Source organism: Halomicrobium sp. HM KBTZ05 (assembly GCF_041530035.1).
Lineage (GTDB): Archaea > Halobacteriota > Halobacteria > Halobacteriales > Haloarculaceae > Halomicrobium.
In genome coordinates this window covers 1,014,221-1,029,260 of sequence record NZ_CP168057.1, presented here as the reverse complement: position 1 = coordinate 1,029,260, position 15,040 = coordinate 1,014,221, and the positions used below count along the sequence as shown (strand labels likewise).

Genomic DNA, 15,040 nt, shown 5'->3' with positions numbered 1-15,040 from the left:
CTCACTTCAACCGTCGGACGGTGAGCACCGGCACACCCGGCTGCCCGTCGAGCGAGATGACGAGCCGGTGGGGACCACTGCGCCGGAGCACGACGGGACTACCGTCGGCTGTTCTCAGTGGGACACCGGGGAGCTGTCGCGTTCGGGGTTGTCCGCCCGTGAGGAGCCAGGAGAGCCGTGCCGGCGTCTGGTCTGTCGAAGGGCGGAGCGAGACGCGCTCGACGCCGCCGCTGGTCCACGTCCGGACCGGAACGCGGAGCGTCACGACGCGGCGCGCACCCGGCCCGCCGATCGGATCGTCCGTTTCGAGGAGCGTGTCGGCGGCGCGTTCGAGATCGCTCGCCTGGTCCGAGACCGTCGCCGAGGCACGCTGTCGACGCGCGTCGTCGATCGGACCGAGCGTCGCGGCGACGAGCGCGGTCGCGAGCACGACTGCCAGCACGACGCGATAGATCACAGCCGCGATCGGAGTCTGGCGAGGACACCGCTCTCGTCCCCGCTGTCGCTGCCGTCGACGCTGTCAGTGCCGTCGGCTCCAGTGGCTCCGTCGATCGGGCCGACAGCGCTTCGGCCGTCGCCCGTCGGTCCGGAGACGGGCTGGTCGCTCCGGTCAGACCTCGACGAGTGAACTGGTCGCCGTGTCCCGCTGGCTGTCTCCGTCGACACGGGTTCTCGGCGGTGGCGCTCCGGAGCGGCGTCGGCGCGATCGGCCGACTGCGGCGTGCTGTCCGGACGGCGATCGTCTGTGCCGTCGGCGAGTCGCGCTTCGAGTCGATCCACCGCGGCCACCGCGGCGTCGGCCCGCTGCTCGACGTCCTCGTTGACCGACCGGACGTTGCCCACGTAGCCACGGAGCGCCTGCGTCGCGGCTTCGAGTTCGTCGATCCGTCGCTGGGCGCTGTCGAGTTGCTCCTCCAGTTCCTCGACCCGGCGGGCGAGATCGCCTCGTTGCTGGAGGGCGTCGAGATCGTGGTCGTCGCCCGTCAGCGTCCGTTCGACCGCCCGCAGTCGCCGGTCCAGCCGTTCTCGGTCTGGCATGGCCGTCGGTGGTCCTGTCATCGCATTTGAACCCTCGGAACGGGGTAACGTTGATTAGTCGTCCTGTTCAGTCCTACAGTATGAAGGTCGTCCTGATTGGTGTCGGTCAAGCCGGGGGGAAGATCACGCAGTCACTCGCAGAGTTCGACTACGACATGGGCTTCGACGCCGTCAAGGGGGCACTGGCGGTCAACACGGCCCGTCCGGATCTGAGCGAACTCGACATCGACACGCAGCTGATCGGCCAGGACAGGGTCAAAGGTCACGGCGTCGGCGGCGACAACGAACTCGGCGCGGAGATCATGCAAGAGAGCGCCACCGAGGTGATGGACAACCTCGACGGTCGACTCACCACCGAAGCCGAAGCGATCGTCGTCGTCGCCGGCCTCGGCGGCGGGACGGGATCGGGCGGCGCACCGATGCTCACGCGCGAACTCCAGCGCATCTACAACATCCCCGTCTACGTCCTCGGCGTCCTCCCCGGTCGAGACGAAGGCGGACTGTACCAGGCAAACGCCGGCCGCTCGGTCAAGACCTGCGCCCGTGAGGCCGACTCGCTCATCCTCATCGACAACGACGGCTGGAAGGCCTCCGGCGACAGCCTCGAAGCCGGCTTCGAACGCATCAACGACGCCATCGCCCAGCGGATCGGTCTCCTCTTTGCCTCCGGAGAGGCCGTCGAAGGCGTCGGCGAGAGCGTCGTCGACTCCTCGGAGATCATCAACACGCTCAAGGGCGGCGGCATCGCCTCCGTCGGCTACGCCGCCGCCGAGTCAAGCGAGGACCCCGGCGAGAACGTCAACACGATCACCAGTGTCACCCGAAACGCCCTCCTGACGAGCATGAGCCTCCCGGACGCGATCGACGCGGAGCGTGGCCTCCTCGTGATCGCCGGCCACCCCGAGCGGATCTCGAGAAAGGGCGTCGAACGCGCCCGCAAGTGGATGGAAGAGGAGACCGGCAGCCTCGAAGTTCGGGGCGGCGACTTCCCCATCGACAGCGAGAAACTCGCGTCGCTGGTCGTCCTCGGCGGCGTCGAACGCTCCGAGCGCGTCCAGGAGTTCATGGACCGCGCACGCGAGGCCGAGCAAGAGAAGAACAAGGAGATCGATCCGATGGAAGGCCTCGAAAACGACGGGCTCGACGACCTGATGTGAGTCCCGTCTTTTCGCGCGAGCGGTGAGAGATGTGCGGCGCGCCTTTCGAACGACTACGCTCGGTCTATCCTACACCAGACTGGTGCCGTCGAACTCCGTCCGATCGAAGTCCACGTCCATCAGGTCCAGGATCGTCGGCGCGATGTCGTAGAGGTCGGCGTCGTTGATCCGGGCGTCCGGATCGTCGACGAACAGCGTCGCGTTGTCGAAGCTGTGCATGCCGTTGCGCGGGCCGACGCCGAAGACGTCGTCCGAGCCCTTGAAGCCAGCCTTGAGGTCGAAGCCGTGGTTCGGGACGACAGTCAGGTCGGGCGCGATCTCGTCGTGGTCGCCGCGGTAGGCCTGTTCCTTGGTGACGACGCGGTCTGCGACGGGGTTGCCGTCGGGACCGGTCAGGTTCTCCAGTTTCTCCTGGAGTTCGTCGCGGACGGCCTCGTACTCGTCTTCTGGCACGGAGCCACGCGGCTCCCGGCCTTCGAGGTTGATGTAGAAGCGACCGGGGATCAGGGAGTACGCCTTCGTCGACTCGTCGATGTCGCCGAGCGTCTCGTGGTCGTCGTCCTCGTAGGTGAGCCACCCCTCTTGCTGGAGCCACTCGTTGAGGTGGACCTCGTAGTCGAGACTGGTGAAGCCGTGATCGGAGGCGACGACCATCGTGACGTTGTCGGCCAGCAGGTCACGGAGCTGTCCCAGGTAGTCGTCGACCTTGCGATAGAACTCCAGGAACTCCTCTTTGTACTCGCCGTCTTCCTCGTAGTGCTTGAACAGGAAGTGGTTCACCCGGTCGGTGGTCATGAAGACGCCGAAAAAGAGGTCCCAGTCGTCCTGTTCGATGTAGTGTTTGAACGCTTCGAAGCGCCGGTCCAGGGTCTTGTGTGCGTCCTCGATGAACTCTTCTTTGTCCTCGCTGTGGCCGAGTTTGGCGTTGACGTCGATGCGGTAGTCGTTGTCGTCGAGGTAGTCGCCGAGTTCGTCGGGATAGGCGGCGTCGTCGACGCCCGGCGAGAGGAATCCGGAGACCATCCGCTGGACGTTGCGCTGGGGTGGGAACGTGACGGGGACGTTCAGCACCGTCGCGTCGCCGCCGTCGTCTGCGACGCGGTCCCACAGGCGTGTCGCCTGTACGTCGCGGCCCATGGGAACGTAGGTGTCGTAGGAACCGATCTCTCGGTCCTGAAAGCCGTAGACGCCGGTCTCGCCGGGGTTGACGCCGGTCGTCAGCGCCGGCCAGCACGCGCTGGATTCCGGTGGGACGATGCTGTCGATCGGTCCAGCGGTGCCGTCCTCGGCGATCGCCGCGAGGTTCTCGAATTCGTCGTAGTGGTCCGCGATCAAACTGTGCGGTACCCCGTCGACGCCGAAGAAGGCGACTCGGGGTCCGTCGTCGCCGCGAATACGGTCGAACAGGCCCATGTCACCTCGTTCATCGTTCGGGGACAAGAAGCTTCTTTTCGCGGCCGAGTCGGGTGTGCGTCACCGGAAGCGGCAATCACTGCTCGGGTTCGGCGCAGTCGTCGTCGGCCGACGAGGAGTCGTCGCGATCGAAGTTCGCCGGAACGACCGTCAGGTGGTTCATACCGACTGTCTGTTTCGTAGCCATCACGGGAGACAGTTCGCCCCCGAAACCCAAGTAATTACCCATAATCATAATTAATCGGCAATACGGACCGCCATTACTCCAGAACATGCAAGGGCCGTGTCGACTCGATGCCCCCAGCGATAGCTGGGTGGACGGATCGTGACACCACACAAAAATGGCGGAGTCGAACGGCGACGCGGCTCGCTTACGCGATCTGCTCGTCGTACAGCTCCTGGGCGTGTTCGATCGCGTCGTAGGCGGCCTGCTTGTCCTCCCAGCCCAGCGTCTCGACTTCCTTGCCCGCTTCGAGGTTCTTGTAGGTCGCGAAGAACTCGTCGATCTCGTCGAGTTGCTGCTGTGGGATGTCGTCGAGGTCCTCGATGTGGTCGTAGCGGGGATCCTCGCTCGGGACGGCGATGACCTTGTCGTCTTGCTCGCCGTCGTCGTCCATCTTCATCAGGGCGACGGGTCGGGCCTCGATGATACAGCCGGGGAACGTCTGGTCCTCGACGAGGACGAGCACGTCGAAGGGGTCCTCGTCGTCGTAGTACGACTGCGGGATGAAGCCGTAGTCCGAGGGGTAGTGGACGTTGCTGTGCAGCACCCGGTCGAGGACGACGCCGGGAACGTCCTTGTCGTACTCGTACTTGTTGCGCTCGCCTTTCAGGCACTCGACGACCGCGTAGATCTCTTCTGGCGGGTTCGGACCGGTTTCGAGGTCTTCCCAGAGGTTCGTCATCATCGGCGACTGCGACGGGCGTCCAAAAAGTACTTTCGTAATCAACTACGACTATCGAGAGGAAGCGCAAGACGACGGGTATTTCGCCGCCGGTGATATTCGCGGGTGATAACAACACCCGTTATTTGGAATGTTTTCGATACACTGGCGCAGAGAGCACGACGGCGCAGTCTCTCGGTAACGCGCCGACCTGCGAGCGAGTTAACAAGTGTTAAATAGCTTGATGACATTCAGCTAACCATGTCAGAGGCACAAACGAAAACTGACACACCCGGCATCGCAAGTGAATTGACGGCGTTCCAGCAGAACATTCTCGTCATCCTCTCCGAAGAGCCACGCTACGGGCTGGCCATCAAGCGAGAGCTAGAGACCTACTACGACGACGAAGTCAACCACGGGCGTCTGTACCCGAACCTCGACGACCTCGTCGAACTCGGCCTCGTCGAGAAGAGCGAACTCGACAAGCGAACGAACCAGTACGGACTGACCGAGGCGGGGAAGGAAGCTGTGCTCGACCAGCTTTCGTGGGTCTTCGGGAAGTTCGTCACCGAGGAATCGCGCGCCGAAGAACTCCGGGACCTCGTCCAGCAGCACGAGTAAGAAACACGATCGCCCCGAGTCACTCGGGGTGATCGCTGCCGAGTGGGTACGGCACGTCCATTTTTTCGAAGGTGCGACGAAGTGACTCGTCCAACAGCGACGCCTGTCGGTCGTCGGGCCAGACGTTGCGCTCGAAGTAGTCGTCGCGAAACTCGACGAGCTCTGCCCGCGTGAGGTCCTCGATCGGTTTCGCGTAGTGGTTGCTCGCGAAGTCTGCCAGCGCGCGGGCGTTCGCTGCGTGGACCTCGCCGTCGGCGTCGGCGACCGCTGCGACGAGTTCGTCGTTGTGTTCGGCCACCACTGCCCAGTCGCTCCCCTCGCCGGGGCCAGACAGCGGCCGTTCGATCCCACGGTCGACGTCGTCGATCCGGTCCGGGTGGATCTGTCCGTCGGAGACCCACTCGCGCGGGTGACAGACGAGCACGTCCCGGGCGTCGTCTTCGCGGACCCGAGCGGTGTACTCGTACTCGGCGAGCAGTTCGTCGCGCTCGTCGCGGTAGGCCCGCGCTTCCGCGTCGTCGACGGCGTCCCTGGCCAGTCGGGTGAGTCGCTCGGCCTCGTCGATCACGTCTGTCGGCAGCGCCGAATCCGTCGTCGAATCGTCGTGTTCAGGCATCGTCGAGTGCCTCGTTGGCCAGTTCGTCTGCGCGTGCGTTAATCTCTCTCGGTACGTGTTCGATCGACCACTCGTCGAAGGGCAGCAGTCGCTCGCGGGCGTCGACGCGGTGCTCTCGGAGTTCGGGATCGTTCGTGTTCCACTCCCCGCGGACCTGCTTGACGATCAACTCCGAGTCGCCGCGGAGACGGATCTCGTCGAATCCGTGATCGCGTGCGACTTCGAGCACGCGAAGTAGCGCCCGGTACTCGGCCTGGTTGTTCGTCGCGGTGCCGATCCGCTCGCCCCCGTCAGCGACGATTCCGTCGTCGGTCACGAGCACCCAGCCGACCGCGGCGGGACCGGGATTCCCGCGCGAGGCCCCGTCGAAGTACGCGTGGACCCGCCCGCCGTGTTCGCGAAGGAGCCCCTCCAGCTGGGCCGTGTCACCGCCCTGGACGACGACTTTCCCGTCGTAGGCGACCACCGTCCCACCGCCGTAGCTCGCCCGCCACTCCTCGTGGTCGGTGTTGCCCGCCTCGACGGTCACGCCCGCCGCTTCGAGGCGTTCGCGAGCCTTCGTCTCGTCGCACTCGATCGTCGGCATCGTCTCGTTGATCACCGACCGACCGATAAAACGCTTCCCTCTCCGAGACCGGCGACGGGTCACGGCACACGTCTGCCACGTCGTTCGGTGGGACCCGCCACTGCGACGCCCAGCCGACGACTGGCGAGAGTCCAGAACCACCAAGTATGGTGGTGGTCGTACAGGCTACCGATGGCACTTTCCGAGGAGGCTCGCGACCGACTCGCCGACATCGTCGAGCTCCAGCCCACGAAGAACGCGGATCTACAGGATCGGTGGGGGATGGACAGCGGGAGCGAGGTCCACCAGTACCTCGAAAACGAGCTCAAGGAGTACTACTACCGCGACGAGAGCAGCCTCATCTGTGCCACGCCGGAGGCCGTCGAGGTCGTCGGCGGCGACCCGGCAGACGGCCAGCAGGTGACGGTCACCGAGTTACAGCAGGCGGTGATCGACTGTCTGGCCGGCCCCGACGAGGAGAGCCAGAGCGTCGTCTCGGTCCTCCACGACTTGCGCGAGGCGGGCCACGACCCCGAAGTGGACGACGTTCGATCCGCGCTGCGGTCGCTCGCGGACAAGGGGATCGTCGAGACCGTCCAGAAGACCGTGCCGACCTTCCGGCTGGCCGTCGGACGCGACCAGATCGACGTGGCACAGCTCGACGATTGATACGAATTCTCGTCGCCGTTTGCCCGGTCGACCGCATACCGTCGCGGTCGATCCGGTGAAGATCGACGAGAATCCGTATAATTCACGCAGTGTCGTCGTCGAGGCCGGGCCGGTGCCGCCGTCGCTGCTCGTCGAGCAAGCGTCTGATTCCCGCGCCGGGTCCGCCGTCGATGGGCCACCCACCGGTCCGCCAGGTGGGCGGTTCGGGCTCACAGTCCCGACAGGCCGCTCGACACGTCGACGGCGTCGGCACTCGTTCCTTCGCTTCACAGTACGGTACGACGCTGTCGCCCTCGGTCCGGAGCTGGAAGTGCCGACAGTCCGGTCGCAGCGACTCCGCGTAGGCCCGCCAGCCCCGTTCGTAGGCGCGTTCCGCGATCGACCGCCGCTTCTCGGCCTTCCACTCGGGGTCGACGTACTCGAAGCGCGCGGCGCTCAGGTCGTCGTCGGGTCGCTCCTCGATTCGCGTGCCCGGCTCCGAGACTGCGAGAGACTGGGGGTACCACGCCACGTCGGCCTCGACCGTCGACGGATCGACCGTCAGGACGCCGGCCGCCGCGGGGAGATCCTCCAGCAGGATCGGCTCGACTCGCTCGTCGGTCCGCTCGGTCGCGACCCACACCTCGTCGGCCAGCCCCAGCGCCACGTCGCGTTCGATCTGGGGCGCGAGCCTGCTGGCAGCACTCGCGTCCAGATCGGGCTTGTTCTCGATGGCGACGATCCGCTCGATCCAGTCGGGATAGGCGTACTTCCGTCGAATCTCGATCCGGTTGCCCCGCTTGCGACGGTCCAGAACGCCGCGGTCGGCGGCCGTGTGAATCGCCTCGCGGACGTACCGCCAGGGGTAGCCGGGATGGGGCAGCGCGTCCCGGTAGTACGCCCACTCGGCGGGCGCGTATCCGAGGACGTGACGGAGGTCCGAATCGAGTCGCTGGCGGCCGAAGGCGGCCCGCCGACGGAGTCCGGCGCGATCGCACTCGACGACGATCGTGTCCCAGCGGCGTCGCTTCGTCCCCAGTTGCCGAGCGACGAGAACGGGGTTGTCGCGGTCGCCGTCTGGCGGCCACGCTCGTTCGGCCCACTGGCAGACGCGCAGTTCGAAGGCAAACTCGGAATCACTCATCGGAGAACTGTACTGTCTCCCTGACGGCCGCTCCACAGCACCGAACAGCAGTGGGTGCGAGACCGTTCAGGAGTTGAGGACACTCCCGATCGCACCACCGATGGTGTACCCGATCGGCGACATGAACAGGAGGCCGATGAGATTGGTGATCGCACCGAGACCGCTCAGCATCGCCATCCCGCCGGCCGCTTCGCCGGTCGCACCGCTTGCGGCACCCATGACGCCACCGAGGATAATCTGTCCAGGGATGAACACGACGTTGAACGCGACGGCTGCGATCATCCCCGTGACGAGCGCGAACTTGATCCCGCGTTTGACCTCCGAGAGTGACGTAAAGACGACGACGACCACCGCGCCGAGGACGACCTCTTTGAAGAACGGTACGATGCGGATGAGGTTGATGATCGGGACGAATCCCATCACGAGAAGCGCGACGAAGATCGTGCCGATCGACTTCTTGACTTCGGAATCGTCGAAACCAAACATCGGTGCTCATGGCGTACAGCCCATCGTGTCTAAAAGCTACCGCTAACGGTAAGGAAATATGCGCCAGAGGGCGGTCGGTGGACCGGAGTACGGTCCACACGCCGCTCACTCCTCCTCTAGCTTCTCGTCGAGGAACTCGTGAGCCTGTTCGAGGATCTCACGAGGGCCGTCCTGCGTGACGGTGTTGATCGCCTGCTCGTAGTCGCGCCACTGCAGGTCGCGGTGTTCGTTGGACAGCTCTGCCGATGCTTCGTAGGACTTCGCGACGAACAGATGCACCGTCTTGTGGATGGTGTTGCCGTTCGCCTCGAAGACGTAGTCGTAGTCTTCGCGAAAGCCATCTAACAGCCGGAAATCGCCGATTCCGGCTTCCTCTTTCACTTCGCGGATGGCGGTCTGTTGTAGCTCCTCGTCGCCTTCGACCCCGCCCTTGGGGAACTCCCAGTCACCGGGTCTGCTCTTGAGCAGCAGGTACTCCCGCCGGCCACGCGTGTCGCGAAAGAGGATGGCTCCCGCGCTCGTGGCCTCGATCATTAGATACGCTTAGACCGGCCCTACTTATGAGGATATCGGAGCGACGACGGCCAGACCCGCATCCGTGGCGGGCGCGACCGTACCACCACGTCGGAACTGGGTACACCTGTGGCCGGCCGTGCGCACCATCGCCATACCGGACTGGTGGCCCACACCACGGCCTCGCGACGACGGTTCCGACCGTGATGCGACACTGTTTTGATCGTGGTTTCGTATCCAAAAACGTATGCCGTACATGTCGGCCGACGACTTCTCGGTTCACGACGACGACTGCGAGAAACAGGAGAGCGACTGGATGCCGCTCTCGGACCTCCCCGACGAAGTGACCTCGATCGACGACCTCGACTGTGAGTGCTGGGCCGACTACGAGTCGCTGTCGGAGATCTAAGTAACAATTGAAACGATTGACACACCGATCGCACTGCTGTCGTGCGATCGGGTGTGCATTGACTTGCAATGGCTACTATAGCCCGGTCCGAAAGCGAGCCCTTTTGAGCACGCTCGCCGACACAAACACCAGAGATGCCCTTCGTGACGAAACTTACACTGGAGAGCGGAGATCGGCGGCGTCTGGACAGCGTCGTCGACGAGATCAAAGAACAGGCCGAACGGAAGGGTGTCGAGCTCAAGGGCCCACACCCACAGCCACCGGACCACCTGCGCGTGCCACAGTCGAAGACGCTCGGCCCGGCCGGCGGGCGCTTCGAGTCCTGGGACTACACCGTCTACACGCGCACGATCGAGATCGTCGACCACGAGGAGTTCGCCCGCGCGGTCGCGGGCCGAGAGTTCGACGACGGCATCCACGTCGCCGCCGAGGTCGAACAGCGGAGTCACCTGGGTTCCTGACGGGTCCCGACAGGAGTGAGCGCAGGCCCCGAGCAGTATGTTCCGGCTTAGACGTTCGTCACAGACACACAGCTGGTAGTACCAGCGACGGCGACCGTCACCCGCCGGAAGCCAGGGCCGTCGTCCGTCCTGTGCAGATTTGCCAGACCACGATTTTTATGTGAGTGGAAAATCGTTCACAACACATGGAGTACACACGACTCGGTTCGACTGGGTTGCAGGTATCACCGATCTGTCTCGGGACGTGGCGGTTCGGGCTGGAACACGAGGACAGCGGCGTCGTCGAGACCGATCGCGAGGACGCCCACGAGCTGCTCGACGCCTTCGCAGCGCAGGGCGGGAACTTCATCGACACCGCCAACGGCTACGGGCAGGGCCGCAGCGAGACCTGGATCGGCGAGTGGCTCGAAGACCGGGACCGGGAGGACTTCGTCGTCGCCTCGAAGTGCTACTGGTCGCAGGTCTCTCGGTTCCAGGAGAACCTCTCGAAGAAGAACGTCAAAGCGGAGGTCGAGGGCTCGCTCGACCGGCTGGGCACCGACTACCTCGACATCCTCTACTGTCACCGCTTCGACGACGGGACGCCCCCAGAGCGCACGCTGCGCGCGCTCGACGACCTCGTCAGCCAGGGGAAAGTCCACTACGTCGGCATCTCGACGTGTGACGCCTGGAAGCTCACGAAGGCGCTGTGGGAGGCCGACGTGAACAACTACGAGGCCTTCACCGTCACCCAGCCCCAGTACTCTGCCACCTACCGCGAACCGGTGGCGGAGTACCTCGACGTGTGTGCCGATCAGGACCTCGCGGTCTGCCCGTACTCGCCGCTCCACGGCGGCTTCCTCACCGGCAAGTACGAGCGCGTCGGCGACGGCGAGATCGAGGCCCCGGACGGTTCCCGCGGCGACATCGACGACCACTTCGAGGACTGGTACTTGACAGAACAGGCCTGGGACGTGCTCGACGAGGTCCAGGCCGTCGCCGACGAGGCCGACGCGACCCCGGCACAGGTCTCGCTGCGCTGGCTGATGGACCACGAGCGGTTCACCTGCGTCCCGATCGTCGGCGCACGCACGGTCGACCAGCTCGACGAGAACCTCGGCGCGGTCGAGGTCGAACTGTCCGACGACCAGTTCGCTCGGATCGACGACGCGATCGAGGTCTGAGGCGGACAGTTCGTCGCCACGTCACTCGACTGTTTCGTTCGGATCGACGACTTCGCCAGTCGCCGGCCCGCCGCTGCTGTTCCTGGCCGGCTCGGGATCGGGCACTCGTAGGCGTGTCTCGGGCCAGCCGCGACAAAAGCCCTCCAGTTCGGTCAGGGCGTCTCGACGGCGAACGTGATCGTCGCGTCGGCACCGTCCGCGAGCGCAGCGACGAGCCCCCGATCGAGGTCGGTCGCCGCGGCGTCGGCCTCGACCATCACGGTCCGGTCGTCGACGTAGTCGCTGGTCCGACAGACGTGGCTCCGGTCGCTCTCGAAGGTCAGGTCGGGGTGGCCGCTGCCGGTGACGGTGTCGGTGTTCCCGCCGGCTTCGATCGTCATCGTGATCGTCGCGTCGCCGTCCTGGCAGGCCGCGACGAAGTCGGGGTCGAACTCGGACGGGACTCGATCGGCCTCGATACCGAGGATACAGTCCCCGGCGGGCGTGAGGAAGTCGTCGCTGGTCACTTCCAGCGTACTCTCGTGTTCGGCGCTGACGTGCTCGTGGCCGTGTGCGTGAACGACTTCGTCCATACGGACGCCTGCCGCCGCCCGCACTTCAGCGAGTCGACTCGGGCCGGGAGACGGTGATCGTCACCGCACCACAGGCACACTCGTAGGCCGACTGGCGACCGGCGGCCGTCTCGAAGACGATAGCGGGTTCCTCCGGCAGCGCTCGGTCGCATTCCGGTGCCTCACAGGTGGCCGAACCAGTCGTGAGTTCCTCGATCATGGTCGATCGTTCGGCCGACACCCACGTCAAGGTCCGGAAACCCCGGAGTGAAAGTGAAAGTGGTGGTCGAGGGTAAAGGATATGCCCACGGGGAACGCCCGATGATGCATGTCGCTGGAGTGGAGCGCTGGGGCGGTCGATCCGGGGGGAGATCCGCCGTCAGCCGAGACCTGGCAGCCGATCGACGTGCCTGGGCGACCGACCGAGTTCGTCGACGCCGAGGCCGTGGCCTACCGGGCGACGTTCGAGGACCCGCGAGATCCGACGGAAGCACACGCCGTCCTCGTTCTTGAGGGCGTGTACGCTCACGCGCGCGTGTGGCTCGACGGTGAACTGATCGCGGAACACGACGCGTACTTCGAGCCACTCCGAGTGCCCTTGCCCGTCACCGAGGACAACGAACTGGTCGTCGAGTGTCGCCGTCCCGACGATCGGTTCGGCGGAATCTACGACACCGACCGCGTTCCGACCGCCTCGTCCGTACCGGGCATCTGGTGGGACGCACGCATCGAGACCCACCCGGACCCGTACGTCGCCGAGTTGAACGTCGCGCCCCGCGTCGACGGGGAGGCAGCCTCGGTCGCGGTCGAGGCGACGGTCGTCACCGACGAACCGCTCGACGATCGGCTGACACTCTCCTTGCGACCGACCGGCGAGGTTCGGGGCGGGGGAATGATGAACAGAGCGCGGGTCGACACCGACGCCGGCCGAGCCACGGTCGACCACGAGATCGACGTACGGGACCCCTCGCTGTGGTGGCCCCACGACGTGGGGAGCCAGCCGCGCTACGCCGTCCGGGCGAAGCTGGCCGACGACGAGCGGACGGTCGAGACTGGACTGCGGTCGGTGTCGTACGACGAGTCGGGACTGCTCGTCAACGGACAGCGCGTCCCGGCGCGGGGCGTCACTCTCGTCGACGGAACGGTCGAAGACGTTCGGCGGGCGGTCGACGCGAACGCGAACCTCGTTCGAGCCCACGCCCACGCGCTCTCGCCCGCGGTGTACGAGGCCTGTGACGAGCAGGGCGTGCTCGTCTGGCAAGACCTCCCGCTGACCGGACCCGGCGAATTCGACGCCGACCGTGCCGCGAGTCTGCTGGAGCGGCTCGTGTGGTCGCGCCGTCGACACCCGAGCCTCGCAGCGGTCAGCGTCCACGACGGGCCGGTCGCAGACTACGCCGACGGGCTGGGCTCGGGACTGCTCGACCGAGTTCGGTTCCGCTGGCGGGCGTGGCGTGCCGACTACGACGGTGCGCCCGCTGAACAGGTGGCCGACGGCATCACCGAGGTCCCGACGTTCCCCGTCGTCGGGCCGGCGGGCGTCGATCCCGACGCGGCGACGATGTATCCCGGCTGGACGTTCGGGGAGCCCCGCGACGCCGAGTGGCTCTGTGATCGCTACGGGCTCGGTACCGTGGTCGCGGCGTTCGGTGCCGGGGCCCTCGCGGACGGCGACGAAGCAACCGACTTCGAGGGGGAACGTCACGCGGCCCGCGTCGACGGCGGTGTCGACGACTCCCAGGCGACCCAGGCCAGCGTCGTCGGGACCGTCGCCGAGACGCTCCGCCGACGCGACGCCGACGTACTCGCCGTCGACACGCTCCGCGACGCCGACGGGGCCGGCATGGGCGTTCTCGCCGAGGACGGGACACCCAAAGCCGCCTTCGAGCGACTCCAGAGCGCCTACGAACCGACACAGGTCCTGCTGGCCGACCCGACGCCGGGCGACAGCGAGGTAGTACTGGTCCACGACCGGCCGACCGGCGGTCTCGCGACGGTCGAGTGGGACGTAGACGGTGAGAGAGAACAGACCGAAGTCGAGATCGAGGCCTACGGTCGCCAGACGGTGACGACGATCGCGCCGCCGGCCGGTTCGGACGTGACCCTCGCGGTCGCGATCGACGACGTGGTCGCACGGAACCGGTACACGCTTTAAAATAACTGCGTTCCGTGTGAATATCTCACAACCACCGTTCTGGGCCGTGTGACCGGCAACCACGGTAGTTGGTGCATCGGAATATTTAAACCACATCCACCCGAATGTGTAGCTACCAGAACGTCTTCGACGTTCAGGCAGTATCGCGTTACGCCCAGCATGACAGGGAACCCTGCTTATCGGAGACAGCCCATCATCGTTAGGGAGTCGACTGCCCAGCGTCGTGGCGGACATGGCATCGAGGATTAACAACAATGGTAGATTCGATAGATCAATCGAAGAACGTAGAACTCACAGAAGACGATCTCGAAAACAAGTCCAAAGGCGAGCTCATCAAGCTCGCGGGACAGCTTCGAGACCGACGAAACGAACTCAACCAGATGGCGTCCGAGCGCGCGTCCGACCGGGACGACCTCAACGCCAAGACGCGTGAGAAGGTCGACGAGGCCCAGGAACACCGCGAGAAGCGCGACGAGCTCAACGAGCAGGTTCAGGAACACAAAGAGAGCCGCAACGAGCTCAACGCCGAGGCCAACGAGCTGTTCGACAAGGTCGAGGACCTCAAAAACGAGATGGAGCTGGACGAGGGCAAGTCCATCGAGGAACTCGAATCCGAGATCGAGGACCTCGAATTCAAACAGCAGACGGAAGTCCTCTCCAGCGAGGACGAGCGCGAACTCATCGAGAAAATCGAGGAGAAGCGCGACAAGCTCGCCAGCAAGAAAGAGAAGCTCGACCAGACCGAGGACCTCGACGGCCTCAAAGAGGAAGCCGAGGAGGTCCGCTCGGAGGCCAGCCAGCACCACCAGAAGGTGACCGAGCTCGCCGACGAGGCCCAGAAGCACCACAACGAGATGATCGAGGCCTATCGCGAGGCCGACGACATCCGTGACGAGGCCGACGAGATGCACGAGAAGTTCGTGGAGGCCCAGGAAGCGGCCGACCAGCACCACGAGGACTTCGTGCGCGTCCAGAAGCGCCTGCGCGAACTGGACAAGAAAGAGGAAGCCGAGGAACGCTCGGCTCGCGAGGAAAAGCAGGAGGCCGCCCGCGAGGAGGCCGAAGAGATCTACCAGAAGTTCAAGGAAGGCGAGACTCTCGACACCGAGGACCTGATGAAGCTGCAGAAGGCCGGCAAGCTGTAACTGCTCTCTCACTCTCTCCCGTTTTCAGCCGTCCAGCAGTGCCGACGGTCGCGAACGACAGGATTACACCG

At 65.1% G+C, this 15,040-nt stretch carries 19 protein-coding genes; 8 read left to right on the top strand and 11 right to left on the bottom strand.

What is annotated here, in order from left to right:
• Position 1: 1 nt before the first annotated feature.
• Positions 2 to 457: an ABC transporter gene (locus ACAH01_RS05355; RefSeq protein ID WP_372480482.1), complete on the bottom strand. Its 456-nt coding sequence runs from the start codon at positions 455 to 457 to the stop codon at positions 2 to 4.
• Positions 454 to 1,038 carry a hypothetical protein gene (locus ACAH01_RS05350; RefSeq protein ID WP_372480481.1) on the bottom strand — a complete coding sequence of 195 codons (585 nt, stop codon included), beginning with the start codon at positions 1,036 to 1,038 and terminating at the stop codon, positions 454 to 456. The genes ACAH01_RS05355 and ACAH01_RS05350 overlap by 4 nt, the downstream gene beginning before the upstream one ends.
• An 80-nt stretch (positions 1,039 to 1,118) precedes the next feature.
• On the opposite strand from ACAH01_RS05350, the gene ACAH01_RS05345 reads away from it, so the two are divergent.
• The gene (locus ACAH01_RS05345) at positions 1,119 to 2,195 is read left to right on the top strand and encodes a tubulin/FtsZ family protein (RefSeq protein WP_153554021.1); all 1,077 of its coding nucleotides are present in this window, start codon (positions 1,119 to 1,121) and stop codon (positions 2,193 to 2,195) included.
• A gap of 69 nt (positions 2,196 to 2,264) precedes the next feature.
• Here ACAH01_RS05345 and ACAH01_RS05340 read toward each other — a convergent pair whose 3' ends face one another.
• Positions 2,265 to 3,608: an alkaline phosphatase family protein gene (locus ACAH01_RS05340; protein WP_372480480.1), complete on the bottom strand. Its 1,344-nt coding sequence runs from the start codon at positions 3,606 to 3,608 to the stop codon at positions 2,265 to 2,267.
• 371 nt (positions 3,609 to 3,979) lie between these two features.
• Positions 3,980 to 4,513, bottom strand: a complete 534-nt coding sequence (locus ACAH01_RS05335; protein ID WP_018258046.1) for an inorganic diphosphatase — start codon at positions 4,511 to 4,513, stop codon at positions 3,980 to 3,982.
• Between the two features lie 240 nt (positions 4,514 to 4,753).
• Here ACAH01_RS05335 and ACAH01_RS05330 point away from each other — a divergent pair, with 240 nt between their 5' ends.
• Entirely contained in the window at positions 4,754 to 5,113 is a 360-nt protein-coding gene (locus tag ACAH01_RS05330) for a PadR family transcriptional regulator (protein ID WP_153554019.1), read from the top strand.
• A 19-nt stretch (positions 5,114 to 5,132) separates the two neighbouring features.
• Here ACAH01_RS05330 and ACAH01_RS05325 read toward each other — a convergent pair whose 3' ends face one another.
• Both ACAH01_RS05325 and rnhA read right to left on the bottom strand, forming a co-directional pair.
• The gene (locus ACAH01_RS05325; RefSeq protein WP_153554018.1) at positions 5,133 to 5,729 is read right to left on the bottom strand and encodes a rnhA operon protein; all 597 of its coding nucleotides are present in this window, start codon (positions 5,727 to 5,729) and stop codon (positions 5,133 to 5,135) included.
• On the bottom strand, positions 5,722 to 6,315 hold the full coding sequence (gene rnhA / locus ACAH01_RS05320; RefSeq protein WP_372480479.1) for a ribonuclease HI: 594 nt from the start codon (positions 6,313 to 6,315) through the stop codon (positions 5,722 to 5,724). The genes ACAH01_RS05325 and rnhA overlap by 8 nt, the downstream gene beginning before the upstream one ends.
• A 171-nt stretch (positions 6,316 to 6,486) precedes the next feature.
• On the opposite strand from rnhA, the gene ACAH01_RS05315 reads away from it, so the two are divergent.
• A complete protein-coding gene (locus tag ACAH01_RS05315) occupies positions 6,487 to 6,963 on the top strand; it encodes a DUF5797 family protein (RefSeq protein ID WP_153554016.1) in 477 nt (158 codons plus the stop codon).
• Between the two features lie 82 nt (positions 6,964 to 7,045).
• On the opposite strand, the gene ACAH01_RS05310 is transcribed toward ACAH01_RS05315, so the two are convergent.
• The 3 genes from ACAH01_RS05310 to ACAH01_RS05300 all read right to left on the bottom strand — a co-directional run bounded on the left by ACAH01_RS05310 (position 7,046) and on the right by ACAH01_RS05300 (position 9,106).
• A complete protein-coding gene (locus tag ACAH01_RS05310) occupies positions 7,046 to 8,086 on the bottom strand; it encodes a DUF5787 family protein (RefSeq protein ID WP_372480478.1) in 1,041 nt (346 codons plus the stop codon).
• 66 nt (positions 8,087 to 8,152) lie between these two features.
• Positions 8,153 to 8,572: a hypothetical protein gene (locus ACAH01_RS05305; RefSeq protein ID WP_170095058.1), complete on the bottom strand. Its 420-nt coding sequence runs from the start codon at positions 8,570 to 8,572 to the stop codon at positions 8,153 to 8,155.
• Positions 8,573 to 8,677: 105 nt separating this feature from the next.
• A complete protein-coding gene (locus ACAH01_RS05300) occupies positions 8,678 to 9,106 on the bottom strand; it encodes a bis(5'-nucleosyl)-tetraphosphatase (protein WP_153554013.1) in 429 nt (142 codons plus the stop codon).
• Positions 9,107 to 9,332: 226 nt separating this feature from the next.
• On the opposite strand from ACAH01_RS05300, the gene ACAH01_RS05295 reads away from it, so the two are divergent.
• The 3 genes from ACAH01_RS05295 (at position 9,333) to ACAH01_RS05285 (ending at position 11,118) form a co-directional block, all read left to right on the top strand.
• On the top strand, positions 9,333 to 9,494 hold the full coding sequence (locus ACAH01_RS05295; protein WP_164731970.1) for a hypothetical protein: 162 nt from the start codon (positions 9,333 to 9,335) through the stop codon (positions 9,492 to 9,494).
• Between the two features lie 134 nt (positions 9,495 to 9,628).
• Entirely contained in the window at positions 9,629 to 9,955 is a 327-nt protein-coding gene (locus ACAH01_RS05290) for an uS10/mL48 family ribosomal protein (RefSeq protein ID WP_153554012.1), read from the top strand.
• Between the two features lie 185 nt (positions 9,956 to 10,140).
• Positions 10,141 to 11,118 (top strand): aldo/keto reductase, encoded by a 978-nt coding sequence (locus ACAH01_RS05285; protein WP_372480477.1) that lies wholly within the window; start codon positions 10,141 to 10,143, stop codon positions 11,116 to 11,118.
• A 152-nt stretch (positions 11,119 to 11,270) separates the two neighbouring features.
• Here the strand turns inward: ACAH01_RS05285 and ACAH01_RS05280 are convergent, their stop codons facing one another.
• Both ACAH01_RS05280 and ACAH01_RS05275 read right to left on the bottom strand, forming a co-directional pair.
• A complete protein-coding gene (locus ACAH01_RS05280) occupies positions 11,271 to 11,690 on the bottom strand; it encodes a DUF371 domain-containing protein (protein WP_153554010.1) in 420 nt (139 codons plus the stop codon).
• Positions 11,691 to 11,715: 25 nt separating this feature from the next.
• On the bottom strand, positions 11,716 to 11,889 hold the full coding sequence (locus ACAH01_RS05275; protein ID WP_170095060.1) for a hypothetical protein: 174 nt from the start codon (positions 11,887 to 11,889) through the stop codon (positions 11,716 to 11,718).
• Positions 11,890 to 11,997: 108 nt separating this feature from the next.
• On the opposite strand from ACAH01_RS05275, the gene ACAH01_RS05270 reads away from it, so the two are divergent.
• Together ACAH01_RS05270 and ACAH01_RS05265 are read left to right on the top strand one after the other, a co-directional pair.
• Positions 11,998 to 13,824, top strand: coding sequence for a hydrolase (locus ACAH01_RS05270; RefSeq protein WP_372480476.1), 1,827 nt, complete (start codon positions 11,998 to 12,000; stop codon positions 13,822 to 13,824).
• A 254-nt stretch (positions 13,825 to 14,078) separates the two neighbouring features.
• On the top strand, positions 14,079 to 14,969 hold the full coding sequence (locus ACAH01_RS05265; protein ID WP_153554008.1) for a coiled-coil protein: 891 nt from the start codon (positions 14,079 to 14,081) through the stop codon (positions 14,967 to 14,969).
• Positions 14,970 to 15,040: the final 71 nt, after the last annotated feature.